At 74.4% G+C, this 14,226-nt stretch carries 12 protein-coding genes; 4 read left to right on the top strand and 8 right to left on the bottom strand.

Annotation, left to right across the window (positions count from 1 at the left end; translation table 11 throughout):
• The first annotated feature begins 71 nt into the window (after positions 1-71).
• Entirely contained in the window at positions 72-3,344 is a 3,273-nt protein-coding gene (locus tag H1D33_RS26965; protein WP_181570515.1) for a lamin tail domain-containing protein, read from the top strand.
• 32 nt (positions 3,345-3,376) lie between these two features.
• On the opposite strand, the gene H1D33_RS26960 is transcribed toward H1D33_RS26965, so the two are convergent.
• Both H1D33_RS26960 and H1D33_RS26955 read right to left on the bottom strand, forming a co-directional pair.
• The gene (locus H1D33_RS26960) at positions 3,377-3,988 is read right to left on the bottom strand and encodes a helix-turn-helix transcriptional regulator (RefSeq protein ID WP_246411835.1); all 612 of its coding nucleotides are present in this window, start codon (positions 3,986-3,988) and stop codon (positions 3,377-3,379) included.
• 501 nt (positions 3,989-4,489) lie between these two features.
• A complete protein-coding gene (locus tag H1D33_RS26955) occupies positions 4,490-4,837 on the bottom strand; it encodes a MerR family transcriptional regulator (protein WP_181570516.1) in 348 nt (115 codons plus the stop codon).
• 57 nt (positions 4,838-4,894) lie between these two features.
• On the opposite strand from H1D33_RS26955, the gene H1D33_RS26950 reads away from it, so the two are divergent.
• On the top strand, positions 4,895-5,473 hold the full coding sequence (locus H1D33_RS26950) for an NADPH-dependent FMN reductase (protein WP_181570517.1): 579 nt from the start codon (positions 4,895-4,897) through the stop codon (positions 5,471-5,473).
• Here the strand turns inward: H1D33_RS26950 and hemB are convergent.
• The 5 genes from hemB to H1D33_RS26925 are packed head-to-tail and all read right to left on the bottom strand — an operon-like array spanning position 5,467 to position 11,147.
• Positions 5,467-6,450, bottom strand: coding sequence for a porphobilinogen synthase (gene hemB / locus H1D33_RS26945; protein ID WP_181570518.1), 984 nt, complete (start codon positions 6,448-6,450; stop codon positions 5,467-5,469). The genes H1D33_RS26950 and hemB overlap by 7 nt on opposite strands.
• Positions 6,451-6,464: 14 nt before the next feature.
• Positions 6,465-8,045, bottom strand: coding sequence for a bifunctional uroporphyrinogen-III C-methyltransferase/uroporphyrinogen-III synthase (locus H1D33_RS26940; protein ID WP_181570519.1), 1,581 nt, complete (start codon positions 8,043-8,045; stop codon positions 6,465-6,467).
• On the bottom strand, positions 8,042-9,010 hold the full coding sequence (gene hemC, locus H1D33_RS26935) for a hydroxymethylbilane synthase (protein ID WP_181570520.1): 969 nt from the start codon (positions 9,008-9,010) through the stop codon (positions 8,042-8,044). The genes H1D33_RS26940 and hemC overlap by 4 nt, the downstream gene beginning before the upstream one ends.
• On the bottom strand, positions 9,007-10,380 hold the full coding sequence (locus H1D33_RS26930) for a glutamyl-tRNA reductase (RefSeq protein WP_181570521.1): 1,374 nt from the start codon (positions 10,378-10,380) through the stop codon (positions 9,007-9,009). The genes hemC and H1D33_RS26930 overlap by 4 nt, the downstream gene beginning before the upstream one ends.
• Entirely contained in the window at positions 10,377-11,147 is a 771-nt protein-coding gene (locus H1D33_RS26925; protein ID WP_181570522.1) for a redox-sensing transcriptional repressor Rex, read from the bottom strand. Before H1D33_RS26925 ends, H1D33_RS26930 begins: the two co-directional genes overlap by 4 nt.
• Positions 11,148-11,538: 391 nt before the next feature.
• Here H1D33_RS26925 and H1D33_RS26920 point away from each other — a divergent pair, with 391 nt between their 5' ends.
• The gene (locus tag H1D33_RS26920; RefSeq protein ID WP_181570523.1) at positions 11,539-12,828 is read left to right on the top strand and encodes a sensor histidine kinase; all 1,290 of its coding nucleotides are present in this window, start codon (positions 11,539-11,541) and stop codon (positions 12,826-12,828) included.
• A gap of 71 nt (positions 12,829-12,899) precedes the next feature.
• Entirely contained in the window at positions 12,900-13,556 is a 657-nt protein-coding gene (locus H1D33_RS26915) for a LuxR C-terminal-related transcriptional regulator (RefSeq protein WP_181572567.1), read from the top strand.
• 10 nt (positions 13,557-13,566) lie between these two features.
• On the opposite strand, the gene H1D33_RS26910 is transcribed toward H1D33_RS26915, so the two are convergent.
• Entirely contained in the window at positions 13,567-14,217 is a 651-nt protein-coding gene (locus H1D33_RS26910) for an HAD family hydrolase (protein WP_181570524.1), read from the bottom strand.
• Positions 14,218-14,226: the final 9 nt, after the last annotated feature.

Genomic DNA, 14,226 nt, shown 5'->3' with positions numbered 1-14,226 from the left:
CGGGGGATGGACGACGGCCGGCCGTGACCCTTAACGTGCGTTAGTTCCTGCCCACCCATCGTGGAGGCTCCATGCGCCCGCGCCGCACACTGGCCGCGCTCGCGACCACCGCCGCCGTCACCGTCACGGCCATCGGTGTCGCACCCCTCGCGGCCAGCGCCGCGCCCACCGACCTGTTCATCTCCGAATACGTCGAGGGGTCGTCCAACAACAAGGCCGTCGAGCTGTTCAACGGCACCGGCGCCCCGGTCGACCTGGCCGCCGGCGGCTACCAGCTCCAGCTCTTCTTCAACGGCGCCACCACCTCGACCACCGTGGCGCTCAGCGGCACCGTCGCCGCCGGTGACGTGTTCGTCTTCGCCGCCGCGTCGGCCGCGCCGGCGATCCTCGCCCAGGCCGACCAGACGTACGGCGGCGCGCTGTTCAACGGCGACGACGCGATCGTGCTGCGCAAGGGCGAGACGGTGGTCGACTCCCTCGGCCAGGTCGGCGTCGACCCGGGCTCCGAGTGGGGCAGCGGGCTCACCAGCACCGCCGACAACACGCTGCGCCGGCTGCCCTCGGTGACCGCCGGCGACACCGACCCCGCCGACGCGTTCGACCCGACCGCCCAGTGGGCCGGCTTCGCCACCGACACGTTCGACGGGCTGGGCAGTCACGCCGTCGACGGCGGCGGGCCGGTCGACCAGCCGCCGACGCTGACCTGTGGTGGCGCGCTGACCCTGGAGGCGGGCGCCACCGCGACCCGCGAGGTGACCGCCACCGACGCCGACGACACGATCACCGACCTGACGGTCACCTCGGTCGTGCCGGCGCCGGCCAGCGGCTCGATCAGCCGTACCGCGTTCTCCCCGGCGACCGCGGCCGGCGGCACGGCCAAGGCCACGCTGACCGCGACCGGCCTGCCGGCCGGCGGCTACACCGTCACGGTGACCTCGACGGACGCCGACGGCGGCACCGCCACCTGCACGCTCGCCGTGCAGGCGACGAGCGTGCTCTCCGTCGGCGAGGTGCAGGGCCGCACCGGCGACGACGAGAGCGGTCGCACCGACCGGTCGCCGCTCGCGCCGGCCACCGGCAACGGCACCAGCTCCACGCTCTACGACGTGCGCGGCGTGATCACCGGCAAGTCGTTGACCCGCACCTCGGCCGGGGCCGACCAGTGGGGCTTCTACCTGCAGAGCCGGCTCGGCAGCGAGGACGGCGACCCGCTCACCTCGGACGGCCTCTTCGTCTTCATGGGCTCGTTCACCACGCTGATCGGCGGCTACGCACCGACCGTCGGTGACGAGGTCGTGCTCCGCGGTCGGGTGTCGGAATACTTCAACCAGACCCAGCTCTCCGGCGCCTCGCTGGTCCGCAAGCTCGACTCCGGGCTCGACGTGGACACCGCGGTCCGCACCGACGACGCGGTCCCGCCGGCCGAGGCGGACGCCGCCGACCTGTTCTGGGAGCGGCACGAGGGCGAGCGGATGCGGGTGCGGGCCGGCAGCGGCGTCTCCGCGCCCCGGCACATCTACTCCTCGACCGCGGACTCCGAGATCTACGTGCTGGACCGCGAGGACCCGATCATGAAGCGGTCGGACCCGTACGCGCGCCGGGTGTTCCGGGACGCGCACCCGCTCGACGACATCCCGGGCACGCTGTTCGACAACGGCAACAACCAGCGGATCCTGCTGGGCGCCGGCGGCGTGAAGGCGACCGCCGGTGACTCCACGGCGCTGCTGCCCGAGGCGCGCACCTTCGACACGCTGACCGAGGACGCCTTCGGCTCCGTCTCGTACGCGTTCAGCAAGTACAGCGTGCAGCCCGAGCAGCTCACCCTGACCGGCGGCGCGGACCCGGCGGAGAACCACCCGCCGCTGCCGGCCGACCGCAGCAGCGAGGTCGCGGTCGCCACCTACAACGTGGAGAACCTGTACGACTACCGGGACGATCCGTTCGACGGCTGCGACTTCGCCGGCAACTCCGGATGCCCGGGTGTCAGCCCGCCGTTCGACTACGTGCCGGCCAGCCCGGAGGCGTACGCCGCCAAACTGGCCACGCAGGCGCGGCAGATCGTCAACTCGCTGCACAGCCCGGACCTGATCCTGGTGCAGGAGGCCGAGGACCAGGACATCTGCTCGGTGGTCGACGGCAGCCTGGCCTGCGGCAACACCGACAACGCCGACGGCGCGCCGGACACGGTGCAGGAGTTGGCGCTGGCCGTCGCGGCAGCCGGCGGCCCCGCCTACGCCGCCGCGTACGACCGGACCGGCGCGGACGCCCGGGGCATCGCCTCGGCCTTCCTCTACCGCACCGACCGGCTGACGCTGGCCCAGGCGACCGCGACCGACCCGCTGCTGGGTTCCGCGCCGACCGTCGACTACCGCTCGGCCGCGTTGCCGTCCAACGCGGACGTGCAGAACCCGAAGGCGTTCAACGCGGTGCTGCCGGCCGACGTGGACCGGTCGACCGGTGTGGACGGCAGCAACGTCTACACCCGGGCGGCCCAACTGGCCCGGTTCACCGTCAAGGCCGCCCCCGGTTCGAGCGAGCAGTTCACGCTCTGGGCCGTGGCCAACCACTTCTCGTCCGGGCCGGACAGCCGGGTCGGGCAGCGCCGTGAGCAGGCCGCGTACGGCGCCGCGATGGTGCGGGCGGTGGAGGCGACCGACGCGAACGCGCGGGTGGTCTACGGCGGCGACCTGAACGTCTTCCCCCGCCCCGACGACCCGATCGCCACCGGGCAGAACCCGACCCCGTCGGACCAGCTCGCCCCGCTCTACCAGGCCGGCCTGCACAACCTCTGGGACGACCTGGTCGCGGACGCCCCGGCGGCGGCCTACTCGTACACGTTCAGCGGGCAGGCGCAGACGCTGGACAACATGTTCGTCAACGACCCGATGCACGAGGACCTGGTGCAGGTGCGGACGGCGCACATCAACGCCGACTACCCGACCGACGCCGCCGAGCTGGGCGATCGGGGCGCCAGCGACCACGATCCGACGGTGGCGCGGTTCCGGTCGCGCGCCGCGCTGCGGGTGGCCGACACCTCGGTGACCGAGGGGGACAAGGGCACCAGCACGATGACGTTCACCGTCACCGTGTCCCGGCCGCTCTCCGAGCCGGCCCTGCTCTGCGCAGCCACCTACGGCACCACGGCGCAGGCCGGCTCCGACTACGACCCGTACGTGGGCTGCCGGGTGCTGGCCGCGGGCCGGACGTCGCTGGCCTTCCCGGTCACCGTGCGCGGGGACCGCAAGTGGGAGGCGGACGAGCGGCTCACCCTGTACGTGGCCGGCGTGCCGGGGCTCCGGCTGGCCGACCCGTCCGGCGTGGGGACGATCCTGAACGACGACTGACCGGTCGACCGTCCCGCGGCCCGTCGATTCGCTCACGAGCGGATCGGCGGGCCGCCGCGGTATCCGCACCGTTGCGGGTCGGGCGGGGGCGGTACGTTGCGATACTTGGCCACCCGCACCTCCCACTGGCTGCGCCGGCGCAGCGCGTCCCGCACGTCCCGGTTCCGGTAGAACGTCTCCGGCGGCCGGGCCAGCCCGTAGATGTCGGCCCACCATTCCCCCGGCTGCGGGTCGGTGACGACGTCCAGGTGGGAGGGGTAGCGCCGCTCCGCGCCGTCGCGCAGGTCGGCCCGGTCGCGCATCGGCGTGAGCACCCTGCCGGACTCGTCCACGACGACGAGCCGGAAGCCGGCCGTGCCGACGATCCGCGACAGCATGGCGAGACTCGGCGCCAGGGCGCCGGCCTCGATCCGGCCGACCGTGGTCGGGTGCACCCGCGCGAAGCGGGCCAGCTCCCGTTGGCTGGCGTCGGCGCGGCGGCGGACCGCGCGGACGATCCCGGCGGCCGGGAAGGGCACGTCGAGCGGCTCGGTGAGCAGCGCGGGCGGATCGTCGTCCGCGGGCTCATCGGCGCCGCCGCACGGGGCGGCCCGGTCGGGCGAGGTGGTCGCGTCGATCGCGGCGTCGTCGGTGGGGCCGGTCATTCCGTCACCCTGGCGTTTCACCGGCGGTCCGCCAACCCCGCCCGTTCCGTTGGAAAACCCGGGGTACGGCGTGGTCGGCCGTTCTCGCCGACCTGTCACCCTTTCCCCCGATGCTCACGGAGCGTGAGTTTCACGGTGCGTGACGTCTGGCGGGACGCGTGCGGTTCGACTGCGGCGGGCAGACGCCGCTAAACGGACATATGCGGTTCGTCGCGCCGGGCGGCGGGGACGACCGCTGCCGCCTTTGCTCTGCAGCCACGGAGGCAGCGGTGACGGGCCGTGTCTGCTGCGTCGGTGGTTGCAGAGCAAAGGCGCCGGGAGGTCAAGGCCGCAGCACGCGATGACGTGACGCTCCGTCACAGAAGCGGGCCACCCCGAGCGAACCGACGTGGGCCGGACAGGAAACCGGACGGGGGCGGCACGGGTTCCCGGGAGGCCGCCGACAGCGGACCGGAGCGAGGCGGAAACACACCGGGGCCGGACGGAGCCTCGGCCCCGGTTCTACAGGTCGCAGAGGCGGCGGCCCGAGCGGATGTCGCCCAGCGCGGCGTGCAACTCGGCGATGCGCCGCTCCGCCTCGGCGGTGAGCCGGTCGTGCAGCCGCTGCCAGTCGGCCAGGGCCGGCTCCGGCGGCAGGGCGGCGAGCAGGTCCCGGATCTCGCCGACGCTCAGGCCGATCCGCTGCGCCACCCGGGCGACCCGCACCCGGCACGCGGCGTCCGGGCCGAACCGGCGCTGGTTGCCGCTGGTCCGACCGGCCTCGATCAGGCCCTGGCGCTCATAGAAGCGGATCGCCGAGCCGCTGACCCCGCTCTCCCGGGCCACCTCGCCCACCGTCAACGTGTGCATGATCGCTCCCTGCGGCGGCTTGACTTCAACAATTGTTCAAGTCCTACCGTCCAGAGCATGACGACGCAAGAATCGCCGCTCACCCTGGCCGTGCTCGTCGGCAGCGTGCGCCGCCCCCGGATGGGCCGCATGATCGCCGACTGGTTCGTCGACCACGCCGGCCGCCGCGACGACCTCCGCACCGACCTGGTCGACCTCGCCGAGGTGCCGCTCCCGCTCGCCGACACCCCGCCCGGCGGCAACCCGGCCAGCCCGATCGCCGCACGCCTCGACGCCGCGGACGCGTTCGTCGTGGTCACGCCGGAATACAACCACAGCTTCCCGGCCGCCCTGAAGAACGCCATCGACTGGCACCACCGGGAATGGGTGGCCAAGCCGGTCGGGTTCGTCTCCTACGGCGCCGGCTCCGGCGGGATCCGCGCGGTCGAGCAGCTCCGGCTGGTCTTCGCCGAGTTGCACGCCACCACCACCCGCAGCGGCGTGGTGCTCACCGCACCGTGGGACCGCCTCGACCGGCAGGGCCGGCTGGCCGCCGACGGCCCGCTGGAGCGGGCCGCCGACGCGACGCTCGACGAGCTGAGCTGGTGGGGCGACGCACTACGCGCCGCCCGCGAGCGACGGCCGTACGGTCAGTAGCGCTCGCGGAGCATCTGGGCCGCCTCGACCGCCCAGTAGGTGAGGATGATCTGGGCACCCGCCCGACGGATCGAGGTGAGCGTCTCCAGCATCGTCCGCTCCCGGTCGATCCAGCCGTTGGCGGCGGCGGCCTCGACCATCGCGTACTCGCCGGAGACCTGGTAGGCGGCGACCGGGACGTCCACCGCGGCCCGGACCGCCGACACCACGTCGAGGTAGGGCAGCGCCGGCTTGACCATCACCATGTCGGCGCCCTCGGCGACGTCCAGCTCGACCTCGCGCAGCGACTCCCGCAGGTTCGCCGGGTCCTGCTGGTAGGCGCGCCGGTCGCCGTCCAGCGCCGACTCCACCGCGTCCCGGAACGGGCCGAAGAAGGCGGAGGCGTACTTGGCGGCGTACGCGAGCACCGAGACGTCCTGGTGCCCGGCGGCGTCCAGCGCCCTGCGGACCACGCCGACCTGGCCGTCCATCATCCCGGACGGCCCGACCACGTGGACCCCGGCGTCGGCCTGGGCGACCGCCATCTGGGCGTACGCGGTCAGCGTGGCGTCGTTGTCCACGCCGCCGTCCGGGGTGAGCAGGCCGCAGTGCCCGTGCGAGGTGAACTCGTCCAGGCAGAGGTCGCTCATCACCACGGTCGAGTCACCGACCTCGGCGATCACGTCCCGGATCGCGACGTTCAGGATGCCGGCCGGGTCGAGACCACCGGAGCCGGTCTCGTCCCGCTCGGCCGGCACCCCGAACAGCATGATCCCGCCGACCCCGGCCTGGACCGCCTCGACGGCCGCCTTGCGCAGCGAGTCCCGGGAGTGCTGGAGCACCCCCGGCAGCGACGCGACGGCCCGCGGCTCGGTCAGCCCCTCCTTGACGAACATCGGCACGACCAGCTCGGCCGGGGCGACGCGCGTCTCGGAGACCAGCCGCCGCACGGCCGCGTTGCGGCGCAGCCGGCGGGGCCGGATCTCGGGGTACGGCATGGGGGTGCCTCCTGTCAGCGGAACCTCAGGGCGGTCGGCCCCTGCACCTTCGAGCCGCGGCGCTGCTTCGCCGGCATGGCGGCGAGCTTCTCGCGCAGCTCGACGGCGTAGGCGGCGAGCGCCTCCACCAGGTCGGGCACCGAGGCGTGCGGCGGCTGCACGTCGACCCGCAGGCCGAACTCCGTCGCGGTCTCCGCCGTCTTGGGCCCGATGACGGCAACAACGGTACGCGCGTGCGGCTTCCCGGCGATGCCGACCAGGTTCCGGACCGTGGAGGACGAGGTGAACAGCACCGCGTCGAACCCGCCCGACTTGATCGCGTCGCGGATCTCGGCCGGCGGCGGCGCCGCCCGCACGGTCCGGTACGCGGTCACGTCGTCGACCTCCCAGCCGCGCTCGGTGAGGCCGGCGGCAAGTGTCTCGGTGGCGATGTCGGCGCGCGGAAGCAGCACCCGGCCGACCGGGTCGAGGATCTCGTCGTGCGGCGAGAACTCGGCCAGCAGGCCCTCCGAGGACTGCTCCCCGGCGGGGACCAGCTCCGGCTGGATGCCGAACGCGCGGACCGCGTCCGCGGTCGCCTCGCCGATGCAGGCGATCTTGACGCCGCCGAAGTGCCGGGCGTCCAGGCCGTGCTCGCCGAACTTCTCCCAGACCGCCCGGACCGCGTTCACCGAGGTGAAGATCACCCAGGCGTACCGGCCGTCGACCAGGCCCTTGACCGCGCGCTCCATCTGCGCCGGGGTGCGCGGCGGCTCGACCGCGATGGTCGGCACCTCGCACGGGATCGCCCCGTACGCGCGCAGCCGCGCGCTCATCGCGCCGGCCTGCTCCTTGGTGCGGGGCACCAGCACCTTCCAGCCGTACAGCGGGCGGTTCTCCCACCAGCTCAGCTTGTCGCGGTCGGTGACGCCCGTGCCGACGGTGAGCACGACGCGGCCGGTGAAGCCGAGCGCCGCCGCGACGAAGGAGTCCACGCTCGACGTGGTGGTGTACTGCGTCTCGCCGGTGCCGTCGCCGGTCACCCCGACCGCGGTGGTGCCGTCCACCCCGGCGGCCAGCAGCCCGTCCCGGACGGCGGCCAGGTCACCGGCGTCCACCGCCAGCGCCAGCGAGCCCCGGCCCACGGCCGCGGCGAGCGCGTCGAAGTCCAGCGTGGTGACGTCCTCGACGTCGGCGGCGGTCCGGACGCCCGGCAGCGGGACGCCCGCGTAGGTGGCGACGCCCTCGGCCTGGCCGACACCCGGCACCACCTCGAAGTGCGCGGCGGTGCGCGCCACCGCCTGCACCTCCTTGACCACCGAGTCGTGGCCGAACGGGTCGCCGGCCACCAGGTGCACGGCGTTCTGGCCGGAGCGGGCCGCGGAGATCAGCACCTTCGCCACGTCCCCCGGCACGCCCTCGGCGGGGCTGAACTCGGCGTCGGCACTGGCCTGGGCGCGGACGTAGGTGAGCAGCGACTCGGGGACTCCCCGGTCGTAGACCACGTGGTCGGCCTCGACCAGGGCGTCGAGTGCCCGGCGGGTCAGCAGGCCCGGGTCGCCGGGGCCGGCCCCGACGAAAGCGATCCGGCCTACGGGCTTACGGGTGCGGGTCATTCTGTGCTCCCAAGTTGCTGGGTCCCCGGGCCGGCGTGTCCTTCTTGGCCGAGGATCGAGTCGGCGCCGAGTTCGAGGAGTTCGGCGGCGAGTGCCTTGCCGATCTCCGCCGCGTCGGCGGGCGTTCCGGTGCGCGACAGCCGGAGGTCACGGGAACCGTCCGGGCTGATCACCGCACCGCGCAGGTAGATCTCCTCACCGGTCTCACCCTCGGCGAGTTCGCCGTAGGCGGCCACGGGTGCGCTGCACCCGGCCTCCAGGGTGGCCAGCAGCGCCCGTTCCGCGGTGACCGCGGCGCGGGACGGCGCGTGATCGAGCAGCGCGAGCAGCTCGACCAGGTCGTGGTCGTCGGCCCGGCACTCCACCGCCAGCGCGCCCTGGGCGGGCGCGGGCAGCATGAGCATCGGGTCGAGCGTCTCGGTGATGACGTCGGCGCGGCCGATCCGGGTGAGCCCGGCCCGGGCCAGCACGACGGCGTCGAGGTCGGCGTCCGGGCCGAGCACCCGGCCGAGCCGGGTGTCGATGTTCCCCCGGATCGGGGTGACCTCGAACTGCATGCCCAGCGCGTGCAACTGGGCGATCCGGCGCAGCGCGCCGGTGCCGATCCGCGCGCCGGGCGGCAGCTCGGCGAGCGTACGGCCGCCGGTGGCGATCAGCGCGTCCCGCGGGTCCTGCCGGGGCGGTACGGCCGCGATGTGCAGGCCGGGCGCCGCCGCGGTGGGCAGGTCCTTGTACGAGTGGACGGCGAAGTCGATCTCGCCGGCGGTCAGCGCGTCGCGCAGCGCGGAGACGAAGACACCGACGCCGAGCCGCTGCACCGGTGCGGTGGAGCGGTCACCCGCGGTCACCACCTCGACCAGCTCGACCGGGCGGCCGGTGGCCGCGGTGAGGGCCTCGGCGACGTGGCCGGACTGGGCCAGCGCCAGGACGCTGCCCCGGGTGCCGAGGCGCAGGGGGGCGGTCATCGCGCACCTCCGGTGGACGGGACGTCGCCGGCGTCGAACGACGCCCGGCCGTCGGTGTCGGTGGCGACCACGTCGGGGACGGTGTCGACCGGGGACGTCTGCGGCACCTCCAGGTCGAACAGCTCGCGCAGCAGGGCCGCGTACTGGTCGCCGCCGGGTTCGGCGGCGAGCTGGCGGACCCGGACGGTCGGCTGGTGCAGCAGTCGCTGCACGACCCGGTGCACGGTGCGGGCGACCTCGGCGCGCTGGTCGTCGCTGAGGTCGGGGCGGCGCTGGCCGAGGCGGCGCAGTTCGGCGGTCACCACGTCGTCGGCCCGGCCGCGCAGGGCGGCCACGGTCGGCGCCACGTCGGCGCCGCGCAGCCAGCTCAGGAACGACTCGACCTCGCCGGCGACGATCCGGCCGACCTCGGCGGCGTCGGCGGCGGCCGGCCCGTCGGCGAGGACGCCTGCCATCCGGTCGATGTCGATCACCTCGACGCCCGGCAGCTCGGCGACGCCCGCCTCGACGTCGCGCGGAACGGCCAGGTCGAGCAGGACCAGCGGCCCCCGGGCGGCGTCGCGGCGGGCCAGCGCCTGGGTCACCACGTCCCGGGTGAGCACGGCCTCGGTGGCGGCGGTGGCGGCGACGACCACGTCCACCGCGGCGAGCGCCTCGACCAGGTCGGTCATCGGCACGGCGGTCGCGCCGTACGACTCGGCGAGCCGGACGGCGCGGGCGGCGCCCCGGTTGGTGACGGTGACCGGGCCGGCGCCCAGCCGGGACAGGGTGGCCACGCTCAGCGAGCCCATCGCCCCGGCGCCGACCACCATGGCGGGTCGGCCGGTCAGGTCGCCGTGGAGCAGGTCGGCGGCGAGGTCGAGCGCGGCGGTGACCACGCTCTGCCCGGCGCGGTCGATGTCGGTCTCGGCGTGGGCGCGCTTGCCGACCCGCAGCGCCTGCTGCATCAGCTCGTGCAGCAGCCGCCCGGCCGAGTCGGCGCCGCCGGCGAAGTGGTAGGCGTCACGGAGCTGCCCGAGGATCTGCGCCTCGCCGACCACCATGGAGTCCAGCCCGGCGGCGACCCGGAAGACGTGGTCCACGGCGGCGGCGTCGTAGTGCACGTAGAGGTGCGGGGCGAGCGCCGCGGGCGGGGAGCCGGCCTGCTCGGCCAGGACCGCGCAGATGTCGCCGAGCCCACCGTGGAAACCGGACACGGCGGCGTAGACCTCCACCCGGTTGCAGGTGGAGACGAGGACGGCCTCGGCGACGTACGGCTGGGCGACGAGCCGGTCCAGCGTGCGGGTGAGGTCTGCGGGCGGGACGGCCAGGCGTTCCAGGGCGGCGACCGGGGCGGTGCGGTAGGACGCGCCGACGACGAGCAGTTTCACGTGCCGATCGCCTCCTGGGTGTCGGGGGTGGCGAGCCCGCCGGGCAGGGCGGTGAGACCGGTCCCGCCGGTGGCGGGCAGCGCGGTCAGCGACGCCTTGCGGTGCTCGTGGAAGGAGAGGATCTGCAGCTCGATCGCGAGGTCGACCTTGCGCACGTCGACCCCCTCCGGGACCGAGAGTACGCACGGCGCGAAGTTGAGGATGCTCGTCACGCCGACGGCGACGAGCTGGTCGGCGACCGCCTGGGCGGCCGGTGCCGGGGTGGCGATCACGCCGATCGAGATCGACTCCTCGGCGACGACTCCGGGCAGCTCGTCGACGTGCCGGACGACCAGGCCGTGGATCTCCTCGCCGACGCGGGACGGGTCGGCGTCGAGGAGCGCGGCGATCCGGAAGCCGCGGCTGGCGAAGCCGTCGTAGCCGGCCAGGGCGTGACCGAGATTACCCACGCCGACCAGTGCGACGGCCCGGCACTGGGTGAGCCCGAGCACCGACTCGATCTGGTCGATCAGCAGCGCGACGTCGTAGCCGACGCCCCGGGTGCCGTACGAGCCGAGGTGGGAGAGGTCCTTGCGGAGCTTGGCGGAGTTGACCCCGACGGCGCCGGCCAGGCCCTCGCTGGACACGGTCTCGTGGCCGGCGTCGGCGAGCGCGTGCAGGGCGCGCAGGTATTCCGGGAGCCGGGACACGGTCGCCTCGGGCAGCTCCGGTAGCGCCGGTACGGCACCGGTGCGGCCGGGCGCGCCAGAAGGACGGTGCTGACTCATGAGACTCCGTGCGGTGCGATCCTCGACCGGCGTCGGAGGCCGGCCGCTTCGGGACTCCCGCTGGCGACCGATGTTGCCGGCTGTGCTAGCAGGGCGCGTCGGAACTACAGAGTAGGCGCTTGTGAAGAGGTGCACAAATCGCGATCTTGATGACTCGCGACGCGGCTCCACCTGCCCCTCCATTCCCACAAGATCGATCAACCGCGCTTCCCCGGCGGCGCGTGGCGATTATTGCTCAATCCCGACTTCTCTGACCAATCGCGCGCGCCCGGTAGCGCTCCGTGATCGGCGTGGCGAGGCGCGGGTCACGTCCCGGAGTAGGGAGAACCCCACCCGGGAGAGGCCGGCGAGCGGGATGGGCCGGGCCGATCCACGCCCATAGCCTCGAACCATGACCGCCGTACCGATCCCCGCCTCGCCCGCCCGGGGTCTCCTCCGCCAGCTCGCCCGCGACTCCGGCTACGTGCTCTTCAGCCTCCCGCTCGCGGTGATCGGCTTCGTGCTCGCCGTGGCCGGGATCTCACTCAGCGCCGGGCTGTTGGTCACCACGCTCGGCCTGCCGGTCCTCGCCGGCGTCCTGTACGCGGCGCGCGGGCTGGCCGACCTGGAACGGCTCCGGCTGCCCGGCGTGCTCGGCCGGCCCCGGGTCCGCCCGGTCTACCTGACACCCCCGCGGGGCACCGGGTTCTGGCGTCGCGTGTTCACCCCGATGCGCGACCCGCAGTCCTGGCTCGACCTGCTGCACGCCTTCGTCCGGCTCGTGGTGGCCCTGCCCCCGTTCGTGCTGATGCTGGTGTGGTGGGCGCTGGCGCTGACCGGCACGCTCTACGGCGCGTACGACTGGGCGATCCCGCGCGGGCCCGACGACCAGGACCTCAGCCAGCTCCTCGGGATGGGCGACGGGACCGGGGCGCGGATCGCGCTGAACACCGCGATCGGGCTGTTCGCCCTGCTCACCCTTCCCCTGGTCGCGCGGGGCCTGGCCCGGTTCCAGGCCGCCGTGGCGTACTCCCTGCTCACCGGCGTGGCCGAGATGCGGCAGCGGATCACCACGCTGGAGGAGCAGAAGCGGGCCGCGGTCTCGGCCGAGGCGTCCGCGCTGCGCAAGCTGGAGCGCGACATCCACGACGGGCCGCAGCAGCGCCTGGTCCGGCTCGCCATGGACCTGGGCCGGGCCCGCCAGCAGCTCGCCGCCGACCCGGAGGCGGCCCGGCGCACCCTCGACGAGGCGGTCGCCCAGACCCGGGAGACGCTCGACGAGCTGCGCGCCCTGTCCCGGGGCATCGCCCCGCCGATCCTGGTCGACCGGGGCCTGCCCAGCGCGCTGGCCGCGCTCGCCGCCCGGGCCCTGGCGCCGACCGAGCTGGTGGTCGACGACGAGCTGGGCACCGCCGCCGGCCGGCTCGACCCGGGGCTGGAGAGCACCGCCTACTTCGTGGTGGCCGAGGCGCTGACCAACGTGGCCAAGCACAGCCGGGCCACCGCCTGCCGGGTGGAGGTCACCCGGAAGGTGGGCCGGCTGGAGATCACCGTGGACGACGACGGGATCGGCGGCGCCCACCTGGCCAAGGGGCACGGGCTCAGCGGCATCGCCGACCGGGTCCGGGCGGCCGGCGGCACGCTGGCGGTGGACAGTCCGGCCGGCGGGCCGACCCGGATCCACGCCGAGCTGCCCCGGTGACGTCCACCGGCGACGCTCCCGACCGGGCGGAGGCCGCGCCGTGGGACCCGGACGTGATAGACACCGGACCCATGCGGGTGGTGATCGCGGACGACGCCGTACTGCTCCGGGAGGGGCTGATCCGGCTGCTGACCGAGTCCGGGCACGAGGTGGTGGCGGCCGTCGGGGACGGGGACGCCCTGGTCGAGGCGGTGGTGGCGCACCGGCCGGACGTGTCGGTGGTGGACGTGCGGATGCCGCCGTCGCACACCGACGAGGGGCTGCGCGCGGCGGTGGAGGCCCGCCGCCGGGTGCCGGGCACACCGATCCTGGTGCTGTCCCAGTACGTCGAGGTGTCGTACGCCGACGACCTGCTGGACACCGCGGGCGGCACCGGCGGCGGCATCGGCTACCTGCTCAAGGACCGGGTGGCCGCGATCGACGAGTTCCTGGACGGGCTGGCCCGGGTGGCGTCCGGCGGCACCGTGCTCGACCCGGAGGTGATCAGCCAGTTGCTGGTGCGGCGGCGACGCGACGATCCGCTGGCGGCGTTGACCCCGCGTGAGCGCGAGGTGCTGGCGCTGATGGCCGAGGGCCGTTCCAACACGGCGATCGCCCGCATCCTGGTGGTCAGCGACGGCGCGGTCGAGAAGCACGTGCGCAACATCTTCACCAAGCTCGACCTGCCGCCGGACGCCACCACCCACCACCGGCGGGTGCTGGCGGTCCTGGCCCACCTGCGCGCCTGACCGGCGCGCCTCAGGGCAGGGCGCGGGCCAGCGTCACCGCCTCGGTCAGGGTGTCGGCGACCGGGTGGCCGCTGGCACGCAGCCGGGCCGGGTCGGAGAGGCCGCCGGTGTAGAGCACGGCGGCGCCGCCGACCGAGACGGCCGCGTCCGCGTCGTCCAGCGAGTCGCCGATCAGCACCACGTCGGCGCCGTCGAGCCCCAGCTCGGCCAGGTGCTTCGCCAGCCACTCGGCCTTCGGGCCGCCGCCGACCGCCGCGCGCAGCCCGTCCACCCGGCGGAAGTGCGGGGTCAGCCCGTAGGTGTGCACGGTGGGCACCAGCTCGTCGTGGAACCACATGGACAGCAGCGACTGGCTGCCCGGCCAGGCGGCGATCGCGGCGGTGGCGTCGGCGGCCAGGGCGCAACCGGTCAGCCCGGCCCGGTACGCGTCGTGGAAGATCCGGTCGAGCGCGCCGAACGCCTCCGCGTCGACCGCCCGGCCGAGCATCTCGGCGTAGTAGTCGGCGATCGGGCGACGGAACCGCACCCGGTGCTCGTCGGCGCTGACCGCCGGGCCGCCGGCGCTGGCGAACGCCACGTTGGTGGCGCGCACCACCAGGTCGAGGTCGTCGAGCAGGGTCCCGTTCCAGTCCCACACCAGGTGGCGCCGTGTCTCCGTCACCCGGACACG

The organism is Micromonospora ferruginea (assembly GCF_013694245.2).
GTDB classification, from domain to species: domain Bacteria; phylum Actinomycetota; class Actinomycetes; order Mycobacteriales; family Micromonosporaceae; genus Micromonospora; species Micromonospora robiginosa.
Note: the sequence above shows the minus strand (reverse complement) of the source record. Positions and strands in the feature narration are given on the sequence as shown.